12 protein-coding genes and 1 pseudogene are annotated in these 14254 nt (G+C 67.4%); 6 read left to right on the plus strand and 7 right to left on the minus strand.

All coding sequences use genetic code 11. The annotated features are described in order from the left end of the window. Nucleotides 1-12: 12 nt before the first annotated feature. Together AB0H49_RS18010 and rpsF are read right to left on the minus strand one after the other, a co-directional pair. Nucleotides 13-561, minus strand: a complete 549-nt coding sequence (locus AB0H49_RS18010; RefSeq protein WP_354998397.1) for a single-stranded DNA-binding protein — start codon at nucleotides 559-561, stop codon at nucleotides 13-15. A gap of 92 nt (nucleotides 562-653) precedes the next feature. Next, complete coding sequence (gene rpsF, locus AB0H49_RS18015) at nucleotides 654-941, minus strand: 30S ribosomal protein S6 (protein ID WP_067786805.1); 288 nt, start codon at nucleotides 939-941, stop codon at nucleotides 654-656. A gap of 289 nt (nucleotides 942-1230) precedes the next feature. Between rpsF and AB0H49_RS18020 the strand changes: the two genes are divergently transcribed. Beyond that, nucleotides 1231-2571 (plus strand): glycosyltransferase 87 family protein, encoded by a 1341-nt coding sequence (locus AB0H49_RS18020; protein ID WP_357253143.1) that lies wholly within the window; start codon nucleotides 1231-1233, stop codon nucleotides 2569-2571. A gap of 140 nt (nucleotides 2572-2711) precedes the next feature. Further along, nucleotides 2712-3674, plus strand: coding sequence for a DUF389 domain-containing protein (locus AB0H49_RS18025; protein ID WP_357252702.1), 963 nt, complete (start codon nucleotides 2712-2714; stop codon nucleotides 3672-3674). Nucleotides 3675-3724: 50 nt separating this feature from the next. Here AB0H49_RS18025 and AB0H49_RS18030 read toward each other — a convergent pair whose 3' ends face one another. The 3 genes from AB0H49_RS18030 to AB0H49_RS18040 form a co-directional block, all read right to left on the minus strand. Further along, entirely contained in the window at nucleotides 3725-4348 is a 624-nt protein-coding gene (locus AB0H49_RS18030) for a Tellurium resistance (protein ID WP_354998399.1), read from the minus strand. 92 nt (nucleotides 4349-4440) lie between these two features. Further along, nucleotides 4441-5544: a DUF475 domain-containing protein gene (locus AB0H49_RS18035; protein ID WP_354998400.1), complete on the minus strand. Its 1104-nt coding sequence runs from the start codon at nucleotides 5542-5544 to the stop codon at nucleotides 4441-4443. Nucleotides 5545-5704: 160 nt separating this feature from the next. Continuing rightward, complete coding sequence (locus AB0H49_RS18040; RefSeq protein ID WP_354998401.1) at nucleotides 5705-6280, minus strand: TerD family protein; 576 nt, start codon at nucleotides 6278-6280, stop codon at nucleotides 5705-5707. A gap of 145 nt (nucleotides 6281-6425) precedes the next feature. On the opposite strand from AB0H49_RS18040, the gene AB0H49_RS18045 reads away from it, so the two are divergent. The 4 genes from AB0H49_RS18045 to AB0H49_RS18060 all read left to right on the plus strand — a co-directional run bounded on the left by AB0H49_RS18045 (nucleotide 6426) and on the right by AB0H49_RS18060 (nucleotide 12586). Continuing rightward, nucleotides 6426-7643 carry a hypothetical protein gene (locus AB0H49_RS18045; RefSeq protein ID WP_357252706.1) on the plus strand — a complete coding sequence of 406 codons (1218 nt, stop codon included), beginning with the start codon at nucleotides 6426-6428 and terminating at the stop codon, nucleotides 7641-7643. A gap of 13 nt (nucleotides 7644-7656) precedes the next feature. After that, the gene (locus AB0H49_RS18050) at nucleotides 7657-8868 is read left to right on the plus strand and encodes an HpcH/HpaI aldolase/citrate lyase family protein (RefSeq protein ID WP_354998403.1); all 1212 of its coding nucleotides are present in this window, start codon (nucleotides 7657-7659) and stop codon (nucleotides 8866-8868) included. 73 nt (nucleotides 8869-8941) lie between these two features. After that, on the plus strand, nucleotides 8942-11722 hold the full coding sequence (locus AB0H49_RS18055; RefSeq protein ID WP_357252709.1) for a phosphoribosyltransferase domain-containing protein: 2781 nt from the start codon (nucleotides 8942-8944) through the stop codon (nucleotides 11720-11722). A gap of 57 nt (nucleotides 11723-11779) precedes the next feature. Beyond that, complete coding sequence (locus AB0H49_RS18060) at nucleotides 11780-12586, plus strand: HAD family hydrolase (RefSeq protein ID WP_357252712.1); 807 nt, start codon at nucleotides 11780-11782, stop codon at nucleotides 12584-12586. Here the strand turns inward: AB0H49_RS18060 and AB0H49_RS18065 are convergent. Both AB0H49_RS18065 and AB0H49_RS18070 read right to left on the minus strand, forming a co-directional pair. After that, nucleotides 12583-13716, minus strand: coding sequence for a transposase (locus AB0H49_RS18065; RefSeq protein WP_357252715.1), 1134 nt, complete (start codon nucleotides 13714-13716; stop codon nucleotides 12583-12585). The genes AB0H49_RS18060 and AB0H49_RS18065 overlap by 4 nt on opposite strands. A 115-nt stretch (nucleotides 13717-13831) precedes the next feature. Further along, nucleotides 13832-13939 (minus strand): annotated as a pseudogene (locus tag AB0H49_RS18070) (IS200/IS605 family transposase); the annotation flags it as partial. Nucleotides 13940-14254 lie beyond the last annotated feature (315 nt).

Consider the following 14254-nt stretch of genomic DNA (forward strand, 5'->3'; position numbering starts at 1 on the left):
ATGAAAGCCGTCTCAGAACGGCGGTTCGTCATCCATGCGGCTGCCCCCGAAGGAACCTGCCGCGGGCGCGCTGCCCCAGGGGTCGTCCTCGGCGCCGCCGGAACGACCGCCGCCACCACCGCTGCTGCCGGAACCGGAAGAGGCGTAGTTACCGCCACCGCCACCACCGAAGCCGCCGCCCCCACCGCCGCCGCGGCTGGCCTTGTTGACCTTCGCCGTCGCGTAGCGGAGCGAGGGGCCGACCTCGTCGACCTCGAGCTCGACGACCGTGCGCTTCTCACCCTCGCGGGTTTCGTAGGAGCGCTGCTTGAGCCGTCCGCTCACGATGACGCGAGCGCCTCGGGTCAGGCTTTCGGCGACATTTTCCGCGGCTTCGCGCCAGATGTTGCAGCGCAGGAAAAGCGCTTCGCCGTCTTTCCATTCATTGGTATTACGGTCGAACACGCGGGGGGTGGACGCGACGGTGAAGTTCGCGACCGCCTGCCCCGCGGGCGTGAAACGCAGTTCGGGGTCGGCCGTCAAGTTTCCGATGACGGTGATGACCGTGTCGCCTGCTGCCATGGGTTCCTCCTGCTCGGTGTGCAGTCCGCATGCACTCGCTTTGTTGCGCTAGAGCCTAGAGATAGGCACCGACGCTGACGAGCGCGGTGGAACTACTTGTCGTGGCGCAGAACCTTGGTGCGCAGCACCGACTCGTTGAGCCCCAGCTGGCGGTCGAGCTCGCTCACCGTGGCCGGGGTCGCGGTCAGATCGACCACCGCGTAGATGCCCTCGGCCTGCTTGCGGATCTCGTAGGCGAGCCGGCGACGGCCCCAGATGTCGACCTTGTCGATCTTGCCGCCTTCGGTCTTGACGACGCTCAGCATGTTGTCCAGCGACGGACCAACAGTGCGCTCGTCCAGGCTCGGATCGAGGATGACCATCACTTCGTAATGACGCACGGACCAATCACCTCCTGTGGACTAGGAAACGGCCACGGACGGTCCGTGGCAGGAGGGTCGTTGCGTCAGCAACCCGGTAAGGCTACATGATGGGGGCAGGTTTACCTGCCAAGGGGTGGTTCTCCGGGTGAATGTCAGTCAACGGGAGATCACGGTCTGCTCGTGGGCCGTACCCGCACAAGTACACCTGCCTGGGGCGGGGTTTCGCGTCATGACGCGGTGCGGGTGTGGCACATAAGGTGGTCACATGTCGACCGGACCCGCCGCCACCCAGGTGCAGGCCCGGCGCATGCACCGCCGGACCGCGTTGGCCGCGGTGATCGTGCTGCTGTGCGGCCTGACGTTGGCGTTCGCGTACGCGAACAAGGCCAGGTGCGCGGGCGCTCCGTTCTACGAGAACGGTCGCAGCGCGGTCTTCGACGTGATCAAGGATTCGGACGTCTGCTATTCCGACATCCAGTTCCTCTGGCTGGGCCGCGATATCGATCGGCACGTCTTCCCCTATGTCGACGGCGGCATCACCGACGACGGCCTGCTCACCGGCGGCGCGGTCGAATACCCGGTGCTCAGCGGCACGCTCATGTGGGTCGGCGCGATCGGCGCGGACGACGACGCCGGCTTCCTGCGCCTCTCCGCGTTGTTGCTCGCGCCCTTCGCGCTGCTCACCGCCTGGTTCCTGGCCCGGCTCGCGGGACGCGCCGCGCTGCTGTGGGCGATCGGTCCGCCGCTGGTGCTCTACGCCTTCCACAACTGGGAGCTGCCCGTGGTCTGCACGGCGGTCGCGGCCGTCTATGTGGTCACCACGGCGACCAGGTATTCGCTGCGGACCCGCGGCGTGCTCGCCGCCGTGCTGCTCGGGCTCGGCTTCTGTTTGAAGCTGTATCCGGGGATCTTCGTGCTGCCATTGATGATCTACGTGCTGACCGGCGGCGGCGAGCGCGATCCCGACGACGATTCCGGCCTGGACGTGCGCGGCGCGCTGCTGACCGCGGGCGCGGCCATCGGCACCGTCGTCGCGGTGAACCTGCCGTTCGCGCTGATCGGATACGAGGGCTGGCGGGCGTCGATCACCTTCCAGCAGCTGCGCCAAGCCGACATCACCACCAACTCCATCTGGTACTGGGGACACCACCTGCTGTATGGGCGAGAGTCCGAGACCAGTCAGGCTTGGCACGACGGCGTCTCCATCGCCTCGCCGACCCTGATCCTCGCCGCGTTCGTCCTCGCGGTCTGGCTGGGCTGGAAGCGTTATCGCGCGACCGGTGTCTTCCCGTGGGTCGGCGTGAGCGGCGCGATGCTGTGTGGATTCCTGGTTTTCCACAAGGTGCATTCACCGCAGTACACGCTGTGGTTGATCCCGTTCCTGGTGCTGCTCGCGGTGCCGTGGCAGGTGATCGGCGCGTATCTGCTCGCCGACGCGGCCATCGGGATCGGCGTGTTCCGCTACTTCTACGCCATGGGCTCCGGTGCGCCGTTCGAAACCCAGGAGGTCGTCGTCCAGTTCGGCGTGTGGGGCCGCGCGGCCCTGCTCGTCGCGCTGTTCTTCCTGTTCATCAGGGCCGATTTGCGCGGGGCGGACGAGAAGGCCGCGCGGACGAGCCCGGACCGAGGGGACTTGGTCGCCGCCTGAACCAGGCCCGCACTCCACCAACTGAGGGGTGCACTTGCGCGGAGACGGCGCACGGTCAGGCCGTGTCTTTTCCGTTGGTAGGCATTCACCCGGAGAACCACCCGTTGTGCAGGCGCACCCGCCCCCCCACACTTGGGCGCATGCTGCACATGCGGATCCTGTCGCCCAAAGAGATGACCGACGACGTGATCGACATCCTCGACAGGGACACCGGAGTGAGCGGGCTGGCCGTCGTGCGCGGTTCGTCGCTGAAACCGCCCGGTGACCTGGTGCTCGCGGATGTCGCGCGGGAGGCGGGCAACGACGTTATCCAGAAGCTGCGCGCGCTCGGGGTTCATCGTGCGGGCAGTATCGAGGTCGATCAGGTGCGAACGTGGTTGTCGCGCAGCGGTTTCGACGCCGAGGTGCGCACGCCGGGTAGCAGCGCCGACGCGGTGGTGTGGGCCGACGTCGCACAGCGCTCGTACGAGGAAACCGAGCTGAACTGGACCTACCTGAGTTTCATGACGCTGGCGACGGTGATCGCTGCCATCGCGATCGTGCTGGACTCGCAGATCCTGGTCATCGGCGCCATGGTGCTCGGCCCGGAGTTCGGGGCCATCGCCGCGCTCGGCGTCGCGCTGGTGCGCCGCCGTTTCGTGCTGTTCGGACTCGCGGTGCGCACGTTGTTGCTCGGTTTCGCGGCGGCCATCGTCGTGACGTTCGTGCTGGTGCTGATCGGACGCGGACTCGGCTGGATCACCATCGAGGACGTGACTGGGCCCCGCCCGGGCACAGCGTTCATCTACACGCCGGACAAGTGGTCGTTCATCGTCGCGGTGATCGCGGCCGCCGCCGGCGTGCTCGCCCTGACCTCGTCGAAGGCGTCCGGGCTCGCCGGTGTCTTCATCTCGGTGACGACGGTGCCCGCCGCCGGAAACATCGCGCTCGGTGTGGCTTTCGGTGTCCAAGAGGCGATCTGGGGGAGCACCTTGCAGCTGATCGTCAACCTCTCCGGCATGGCGTTCGCGGGATGGGCGACGCTGGCGTTCCAGCAGGCCGTGTGGTCGCGCGTCTCGGTGCGCCGGGCCAGGGCGATGAGCAGGCCCCGCCGGATGCTCTAATCCCTGTCTCGAAGTCCCATCCGGCCGGACTTCGAGACAGGGCCTGGCCGTCACTTGCTCGCGCTGCTCCATTGCATTCCCCAGCGGTAGGCCTCATCGATGTGGCGCTGGGTTCCGTTGATGTACTGCACTTCTCGGTGCACGGTGATTCCGCGGCCGTTGTTCTGCAGCAGGGCGATGGCGCAGGAGCGGGCGCCGTCGACCGGGGAGTCGAGGCGCACCTCCACCTGCGGCCCGTTGCTGGGATACAGGGTGACCACGCCGTCGGCGGCGGCCCAGTTCGGCACGCCCTCGTAGATGAAGGCGAAAATCAGGATGCGCTTGAACAATTCGGGGCGCGCGAGATCGATGTGCATGTTCTCGCCCGCCGTGACGGCGCCGCTGCGGTCGTCGCCGTCGAGCTGGATGTACGGCTCGTCCCGCAGCGAACCGAAATTCTCGCCGACCGCCTGCACGACACCTTTTGAGCCGTCGGCGAGTTCGTAGAGGCAGCCGAGGTCGAGATCGACCGGCTTGGATCTGCGGAAGAAACCCTTGGCCGCCCGCGACCAGTTCAGATTGACCCGCAAGACCCCTTGCTGCTCACCGGGTTTGGTGAGATTGATGCTCGGCGTCGCCTTGGACAGCGTCACCTTCGTCGAATTCGCACCGCCGGACTGCTGCTCGGACGCCATGCGCGGTCCCCCTCGGGAAAAGAAAAGCGGCAACGGCTTCCTCCTTCGGAGGGGCCGCTGCCGCGTCGAGTTCGTCGGCTGCCTGCCGAAAATCAGCCTACCGGCGTGGCAGCTCGCTCGCTCTCGAGTTCCTCCTCGTCGCCGCCCTCGCGCTTGTTGCGAAGCACGCTGCTGATGAACGCGGCGCCGATGAACGCCACACCGATACCACCGGTGACGAGCTCGTTGACGTGCACGCCGATCGAGATCAGCAGGATCGCCGCGAGCGCGCCGATCGCCCAGTGCGCACCGTGCTCCAGGTACACGTACTCCGAGAGCGTGCCCTTGCGCACCAGGTACACCGTGATGGACCGGACGAACATGGCGCCGATCAGGCCGAGGCCGAGCGCGATGATGATCGGGTCGGAGGTGATGGCGAACGCGCCGATCACGCCGTCGAAGGAGAACGAGGCGTCGAGCACCTCGAGGTAGAGGAACAGGAAGAAGCCCGCCTTACCGGTGGCTTTGGCCAGCTCCGACGGTCCGCCCGTGTGCTCCTCGGTGTGGAACATCGAGCCGAGCCCGTCGACCGCGATGTAGACGATCATGCCGAGCACGCCCGCGACCATCACGGTGGCGCGCTTGTCGTCGGCGGCCAGGAGCTCCGCGGTCAGGACCAGGCCCGCGCCCGCCACCACGACCGAGAGCATGTCCAGCTTGCCGGCCGCGGCCAGCGGCCGCTCCAGCCAGCCGAGCCAGGTGATCTCCCGCTCCTCGAAGATGAAGTTCAGGAACAGCAGCGCGAGGAACATGCCGCCGAACGCCGCGATCTGCGGGTGCGCGTCGGTGAGCAATGTCTCGTAGCTCGGGCTGCCGTCGGGGAAGTACGGCGCGTCACCCGCGGGCGGGTTGAGCGCGAGGTCGAGGGCCTGCACCGGGTCCAGGCCCGCGGTGATCCACACGATCGCCAGCGGGAACACCAGGCGCATGCCGAAGACGGCGATGAGCACACCGATGGTCAGGAAGATGCGCTGCCAGAAATCGCTCATCCGCTGCAGGATGGTGGCGTTGATGACGGCGTTGTCGAACGAGAGAGAGACTTCGAGGATGCCCAGGATCGCGCACAGCGCCAGGGCGGTGGGGCCACCGTACAAGAACGCCACCACCAGGGACGCCACGGTGACGAGGCCGGACAGGCCGAAGATGCGCAGGACCACGCGTGGACCTTTCGTGAATGGGAACTGAAACGGCGAGATCGATACCAGCGTGGCCGTTGAACCGCCGGATGTCCAACGAATGCGACCGGCGCGATAGCTGCCCCGGTCGCACGACGAGGGGGCTCGTCGCCCGAGCCCCCTCGTGTTGTGCGTGTTTTCGTCAGACGTTCACGCCGTAGTCACGGGCGATGCCCGCGAGGCCGGAGGCGTAGCCCTGGCCGATGGCGCGGAACTTCCACTCGGCGCCGTTGCGGTACAGCTCACCGAAGACCATGGCGGTCTCGGTCGAGGCATCCTCGCTCAGGTCGTAGCGGGCCAGCTCGGTGCCGTTGCTGCGGTCCACGACGCGGATGTAGGCGTTGCGCACCTGACCGAACGACTGCTGACGGGTGTCGGCGTCGTAGATCGAGACGGGGAAGAAGATGCTCTCGATGGTCGGCGGGGTGTTGGCCAGGTCGACGTTGATGACCTCGTCGTCGCCCTCGCCCTCACCGGTGCGGTTGTCGCCCGCGTGCTCGATGGCGCCCTCCGGCGAGCGGAGGTTGTTGAAGAAGACGAAGTGCTGGTCGGTCAGCACCTTCTTGTCGCCACCGGTCGCGATCGCGCTGGCGTCCAAGTCGAAGTCGGTACCGGTAGTGGTCCGAATATCCCACCCCAGGCCGACGGAAACAGCAGTCAGGTTAGGCGCCTCCTTGGTCAGCGAGACGTTGCCGCCCTTGGACAAACTGACACCCATGCGGGGATCCCTTTCATTAGTCCGTCTGTGGTTCCCAGCATGTCCGAATCGCCGGGTACGACTTACGACAGTAGTAGGTTTCGCCGAACTTGCGTAGGAACTGGGGGAACCCCCGGCGAACAGGAAGATCTCCTACCATCGGGGCGTGGTAGGGCGCAGGCGGAGCTGGTTCCGGTCGTCCGGGAACAGCGAATGGATCGAGCAGGCGCGAGCCCGGCTCGCGGACGCGTTCCTCGACATGGACCGGCGGCAGAGCGCGGCGGAGGCCGCGGTGCACGCCTCGGAGGAAGTCTTCTCCGAGCGGGGGTTCTCGGCGGCGTGGGATCCGGTGCGCGGCCGCTGTTACGACGCGGCGGGCGCGTATCTGGCGTTGAGCGAGGAACTCGAGGCGGCCCAGCGCGACGGCACGAGCGTCGCCGACGGTCAGCAGCGCGCCGACGCCGTCACGCGGCAGCTGGTCGAGGCCGCGCGCGCGGTGGACGAGTTCTATCGAGGCAATCAGGCTCGGCTCGAGGAAGCCGTCGCGATCGTGCGGTCGGTGCCGCAGCTGGCGCAGCAGGTGAAGGTCGCGGCCGCCGCGGTGCGCGGGCAGGCCGCCGAATCCGAGTACGCCGACTACCCCTCGGTGCGGTCGCGCGCGGCCGCCGTGGATGAGGCGCTGGTCACACTGGAATCGGCAGGTGTGAGCGGTGGTTCGGGCGCCGTCCGCGCGGCCGCGAACCGCTTGGACGCGGTCACCAAGGAATTGGCAGAAGCGTTGGCGCAGGCACCATCTCGGCTCGGCGCCGCGAATACCGCGCTCACCTCGGTGGATACCAGGCTGGCCGCCGTACGCAACCGGTCCGAGCGGCTCGGGCCCGCCTACTCGGCGCTGCTGCGGGAATTCAATGCTGCGAGTTCGGCGGATCTGGCCAACAATGGGCGGGAAAGCCAGCAAGCCATCGATGCCGCAGCCGACGCTCTCGCCAGGGCGCGCGCCGCATCGGTCGCGAAGAATCCGGAGTCAGCCCTTGAATTGACCTCTACCGCGCGGGGAAGCCTCACCGAGGCCGAGCAGCTGATCGATGCCGTCACCAAGCGGCTCGAGCTGTTGCGCTCGGTTCGCGAGGACCCGCAAGACAAGGCAAAGGCCGTACGATTCAGGTTGCGGGACGCACAGATGCTCGCGATGAGTCGGGGGCTCGCGGGCGAATGGGGATCTGTGCTGGACGCGCAGGCCGAACGAATCGAACGAATCACCGAAACACTGTCGGGGCGGCACCCCGATTACTGGGCCTATGTGGCGGAACTGGATGCCGTCACCGAATTCATAGCCGGAGTAGTGGATCGAATGAGAAAACAAGCAGGACCACGACGAGAATGAGGACGGAGCACCGATGACCGCTCCCGTCGCCGTCCAGCAGGAAGTATCCCTGCGGAAGCGACTGCCGCTGCGCCACTTTCGGCAGCTGCAAGGCCCCGATGCCAGACATCTCTTCCACCGGCAGCCCGAACCGTTCGGTGAGCACACCGACCGGGAGATGCTCGCGTACGGACTCGGCGCGACGCTCTACGCGCCCGCCACCAGACCCGATCTCGCCGAGACCATCCGGCGCCGCGCCGAGCGCGGCGTCTGCTCGATGGTGATCGACCTCGAGGACGCCGTCGCCGACGACGAGGTGGAGCTGGCGAAGAAACAGGCCGTCGACGCACTCGGCGAGCTGGCGGCCAGACCGGATCCCAATCCGCTGCTGTTCATTCGGGTGCGCGAAGCCGGCGCCATCGGCGAGATCGTCGACCAGCTCGGGGCTGGCGCGCCCGCGCTCACCGGCTTCGTCTTCCCGAAGTTCGACAGCTCCACCGGCCGGGCCTATCTGGACGCGCTGGCAGCGGCGGCCGAACGTTTGGGTCGGCCGCTCTACGGCATGCCGGTGCTCGAATCGGCGGCCCTCGTGCACCGCCAGACCCGCGATCAGGAGTTGACGAACATCGCGGCCATGCTGGCCGAGCACCGGGAAAGGGTGCTCGCGGTGCGGGTCGGCGCCACCGATATGTGCTCGACCTTCGGCATCCGCCGCGACCGCGACCTGACCATCTACGACGTGCGGGTGGTCGCCGACGTCATCGCCGACATCGTGAACTACCTGGGCCGCGCCGACGGCACCGGCTTCGTGATCACCGGACCGGTGTGGGAGTACTTCGCCGATCACGAGCGGATGTTCCGTCCGCTGCTGCGGACCGCGCCGTTCGAGGAGTCCGACGCGGTGCCGTTCCGGCAGTACCTGGTCAGCAGGGATCTGGACGGACTGCTGCGCGAGATCACCCTGGACCGCGCCAACGGCATCCAGGGCAAGACGGTGATCCACCCCTCGCACGTCGCGGCGGTGCACGCGCTGTCGGTGGTGTCGCACGAGGAGTATTCCGACGCGCTCGACATCCTCCAGGTCGACGTGGGCGGGGTGGCGGCCTCGGGCTACCGCAACAAGATGAACGAGATGCGGCCACACCGCAGTTGGGCCCGCGAGACGCTGTTGCGCGCCCGCGTGTTCGGTGTGGCGAACAAGGGAGTTTCTTTCGTGGATCTGCTCACGGCGTTGGTGAAGGTATGAGCGAACGGAGTGCGCGAATCATGTGCCAGCGTGCATCGCGCATGCAGGAGCCGAGCGTCGGCGAGGCGCAGGCATGACCTCGCCGTGGGCGACCCGAACACTCGGTATCGAACTGCATCATCTGTCTTGTCACGGCACGAGTTCCGACGGCGTGCTGCCCGCCGAGCTGTCGATCGAGATGCTGATCGAGCCCGGTTTGCGGCGCAATCCGCGCCGGGCGCACCTGCTGGTCTCGACGGTGCTCGGCAAGCATTTGCCCACCGATCCGCGGGTGGTGCTCGACGCGGGCAACCGGCTCGGTGATCTGGTGCGCGCCGCGCTGACCGAGCGGGCGGACGAGTCGGGCGCGGTCGTGCTCGGATTCGCCGAGACCGCAACGGGTCTCGGTCACACCGTCGCGGCGCGAATCGGCGCGCGGTGCTACCTGCATTCGACGCGCCGTGACGTGCCGGAGGCCGACACCCTGGCCGGTTTCGAGGAGGGGCACTCGCACGCCACCTCGCACCTGCTGCAACCCGCGCCCGCCGAGATCTTCCGCAACGACCTGCCGCTGGTGCTGGTCGACGACGAGATCTCCACTGGCGCTACGGCGATCGACGCGGTGCGCGCGCTGCACGACTTCGCCCCGCGCTCGCACTACGTGCTCGCCTCGTTGGTGGACATGCGCACCGCCGAGGATCGGGCCGTATTCGAGAGCGCCGCAGCCGAACTCGGTGCCCGCATCGACACCGTGTGCCTGGCCTCGGGGTTGACCAAGCTGCCGGAAGGCTTGATCGAGGCCGTCACCTCGATGCCCGATCCGGCGCTGAATCCCATTGCGCCGCAGCGTGGCTCGTTCGGTCGCATCGAGCTGCCCTGGCCCGATTCGGTGCCCGAGGGTGGACGGCACGGGATACTGGATTCCGACGCCCCGGCCTTCGAATCGGCCGTCGCCGCCGCGGCCGCGGTGCTGACCGCGCGCCTGGCCGTGGACGCGCCGGATCGTCCGGTCATCGTGTTGGGGCACGAGGAGCTGATGTACCTGCCGCTGCGGTTGGCGGCGGCGTTGGCCGAGTCGGGCATCCCGACGAGGTATCAGACCACCACCCGCTCGCCCGCCTACGTGCTGGACGAGCCCGGATATCCGCTGCGGCGCGGGTTCCGTTTCGTCGCACCGGAATCCGACGCGGACGCGCCGCGGTATCTCTACAACGCCTGCTGGCCGGAGGATTTCGACGCGGAGTTGCGCGAGCTCACGGCGCAGAGTTCGGTCGTGGCCGAGGACGTGTCGGCCGTCGACAACGATGCGCGGGTCGCGGGAGATGGCGTGCGGGCCGCCGGCGGGGATGTGGGGGTCGCCGGCGAGGACATCTGGGTTGCGAATGATGGCGTGCGGGCCGCCGATGCGGACGCGTGGGGCGCAGAGAACGACCTGCGCGCCGCATGCGATGCGCGCGGTGGTGCGCCGGGCGCGGGCGTGCACGGTGGTACCGGGAATGATCCGGTCCTCATCGTGGTGCTCGACCCGCCCGCCGACACGCCGGAGCTGATCGCGGAGGGCGGTTTGGTCGACGTTCTCACCGCTTCGGGGGCCGACGTGCTCGTCGCGCTCGTGCCGGGCGCCGATCCGCGTAAATTGGACATCGAGCGGCGTGCGACAGCGAAGGCCGCGAACGTCGACGAGGAGGTCGAGACGAACCGCGCCGTGCGTGCCGCGACGTTGCCGGAAGCGACCGGGGAGCCTCGGCTACCCGCACCCCTGTACGGGCCGGACTTCGGCTCGTACGCGGCCGACGAGGTCTCCTGGCTGCTGAAAGATCTGTCCGACGCCGACCTCGAGGCCGACATCGCCGAGCGGGAGCGCCGCATCCAAGCGGGCGTCGCGCACTACGCGGAATCGCTGCCGATCGAATACCAGCCGGACGCCGCCTATCGCGGTCTGTTCGACGAGGTGCTCGCGGAGAGCGCCGAGCGGCTGGCGCTCGCCGTGGGCACCGTCGCCGAACTCGTGGTCGCCGAGCGCGGCGAGGACATCGTGCTGGTGTCGCTCGCGCGCGCGGGCACGCCGGTCGGGATTCTGATGAAGCGCTGGTTGCGCTCCGGACGTGGGGACGGACTGCCCGGCCTGGACGTGCCGCACTACGCGGTGTCCATCGTCCGTGACCGCGGCATCGACGCGACCGCGCTGGATTACCTTGCCCGGCATCATGATCCGGCCTCGGTGGTGTTCGTCGACGGCTGGACCGGCAAGGGCGCGATCACCAAGGAGCTCACCGAGGCGCTCGACGCCTACCACGCGGCGGGCGGCGCTCGATTCGACGACGAGCTCGCCGTGCTCGCCGATCCCGGCCACTGCGTGCGCACCTACGGCACCCGCGACGATTTCCTGATCGCCTCCGCGTGCCTGAATTCCACAGTGTCGGGCCTCATCTCGCGCACCGTGCTGAACGACACGCTCATCGGGCCCGGTGACTTCCACGGCGCGAAGTTCTATCGCGAACTGGCGGCCGACGACGTCTCCGGGCGCCTGCTCGACGCCGTCACCGGCGCTTTCGACGCCGTGCGCCCGCGCGTGCCCACCGAACTCGCCGCGGTGCTCGGCTCGGATCGGACTCCCACCTGGACCGGCTGGTCCTCGGTGGAGAAGGTGCGTGCCGAATACGGCATCGCCAGTGTGAATTTCGTGAAGCCGGGGGTCGGTGAGACCACCCGGGTGCTGCTGCGCCGCGTGCCGTGGCGGGTGCTGGTCCGCGAGGCCGACGCCCCCGAGCACGCGCACATCCGGATGCTCGCCGCCGCGCGCGGTGTGCCCGTCGAGGTCGTCCCCGATCTGGCGTACTCGTGCATGGGTTTGATCAAGGAAGTACCGAAGTAGATGCTATTGGTAAGACCACGAAGACAAGCGCTAGTCGCCACCGATCTCGACCGCACGATGATCTACTCGCGCAACGCCTTCAGCACCGCCTCGGAGGTGCCGATGGTGTGCGTCGAGCATTTGGAGGGCGCGCCGCTGTCGTTCATGACTACGGCCGCGGCGCTGCGCATGCAGACGCTCACCCAACCGGCGGCCGTCATCCCGACGACGACCCGGACCATCAAGCAGTTCAACCGGATTCGACTACCCGGGGCGCCCTGGCGCTACGCGATCACGAGCAACGGCGGCAACATCCTGGTGGACGGCGTCCCGGACATGCGCTGGCGCATCGACATCGACGTGCGAGTGCGCCAGAGCGGCGCCACCCTGTCGGAGGTGAGCGCGGAGCTACGCGCCAGGATCGATGACTCCTGGGTGACGAAGTTCCGCGTCGCCGACCATCTGTTCTGCTACCTGGTGGTCAAGCCCAAGGCGGTGCCCGAGGGTTTCCTGGCCGAATGGGACGCCTGGTGCCGCGAGCGCGGCTGGTCGGCCTCTCAACAGGGCCGCAAGATCTACACGATGCCGCAGTCGGTCTGCAAGAGCGTCGCGGTCGCCGAGGTGCGCCGCCGCCTCATGGAATCCGGCGAACTCACCGACGCGGCCAAGACTTTCGCCGCCGGTGACGGCGCGCTGGACGCCGAAATGCTGCGCGCCGCCGACTCCGCCATCCGCCCGCGGCACGGCGAACTCGAACAACTCAACTGGACCAGCCCCAACCTCACCATCACCCGCGCCACCGGCATCCTCGCGGGCGAGGAGATCATCAACTGGTTCTTGACGTCCTTCCCCACGGCAGAAGCCGGGGGATTCCAACCTGCCTAGGCCACGGTTGGGGCGGTAGTACCTCGCGGGTTCCCGCCGGGTTCCTGCTTCATCGACTGCTCAACGGCGAGGTCTCCACAGGCTGACACGGACAGCCCGTCCGCCAGTATGTTCTTTGCTGCGTTCACGTCCGCATGCTCTCTGTATCCGCAGGTGGCGCACCGGAACACCGCTTGGCTCTCACGGTTTCCCGGGTCCACGCTGCGGCACACCGAGCAGCGTTGTGACGTGTACGCGGCAGGGACTTTTACAACGTGGGTGCCCGTGTAGCGGGACACGCTGACAAGGGCCCGCTCGAAGGCATGCCAGCCCTTGTCCAGAATGCTGCGATTCAGCCCGGCTTTTTGCCCTACTCTGCTACCGGGGTGCTCGATGGTGCCCTTAGCCGAGGCGGTCATGCTCATTGTGCGGAAGTCCTCGATGGCGACCAGGCCGTGTCGGGTGGCAAGCTGGTTTGCGGTCCACGCACAGAAATCGGCCCGACGGTTGCGCTCCCGCCGCCGGATCGCCCGCATCGCGGCGATGGTCTTGCACCGGTTCGCGCTGCCCCTGTGCTGCCGGGCGAGTTTCTGCTGCAAACGTCTATACCGGACGGCCTCGCCCGGGGTGCGGAACTCACGGTTCCACATTGTTGCGTCGGACACCGCAACCGCCACCCTCACGCCGCGATCCACGCCCACAGCCGTGGTGCTGGCGTGCCGCTCCGGCGTGGTGCGGCCATCCTCGACGAGAAACGAGATGTACCAGCTGACGCCGTCCCAAGACACCGTCGCCGAACGCACCGCGCCGTCGAGTCGGCGTGACCAGCGCAACCGCACCCAACCGAACTTCGGTAACTTCACTCGGCCCCACTTTTTGCCGAGCCGCTCCACGGTGATCTGCTTGGGGTCAGGGAACCGGAACGACGGCAACCAACGACGCACAGAACGCCACTTCACTCGTAACGCGCCGTGCTCCCGGCAGGCCCGGTCCAAGTCCATAATGGTTTGCTGCAACACATGCGACGGGGCAGCCTTCAACCATTGGTGCTCGGTTTTCGCATCCGCAAGCTGTCCAGCCTGCTCGTTGTAGTCGATCCATGCGCCCCGGCGGCGATACTCACGGCGCTGTTGCAGTGCGGTGTTCCACACCGACCTGCAGATCGCGCCGATGGTGTCGGCGAATTCGGCCTGTCCGGCGTGAATTCCAGCCTGTACTTCCGGCCCGTCAGCATTGGATCACTGTTGCTGCTGCTCGACATAAGAGCCCGTTGATGGCCTTCTCCAGTCGGTGGACTCCGGACCGGGGATCCACCTCTACGAGAAAGTGAACGCGGTCGGGCATAGTCCTCATCTCCACCAACCACGCCCCTTCTCCTCGACGACACCCCAGATAACTCCCTCGGCCGCTCATCCGGCCGCCGATACTCCAGGGCGTCGCACAACTTGAAATGCTTACTGGAACACCCTCGTTTGAGGTGGAGCGCAGCGTGACAGCCATGCCAGGTGTGGCGCGGGCTTTGATGTCGATCGCGCGTCGCGGTCACCGGGCCGATCGATGTGCGCTAGCGCTCGGAGCATAACCTCCGTCGTCATCGGGGCGACCGCCGTGAGGCTGACGCAGCGGCTGGACGAGCTATCGGACTTCGCGAGCTTTGGCTGACCGCGGCTTGTCGGACGCATTTCGGTC

The sequence above is a fragment of the Nocardia sp. NPDC050713 genome, from assembly GCF_040654315.1.
Taxonomy (GTDB): Bacteria; Actinomycetota; Actinomycetes; order Mycobacteriales; family Mycobacteriaceae; genus Nocardia.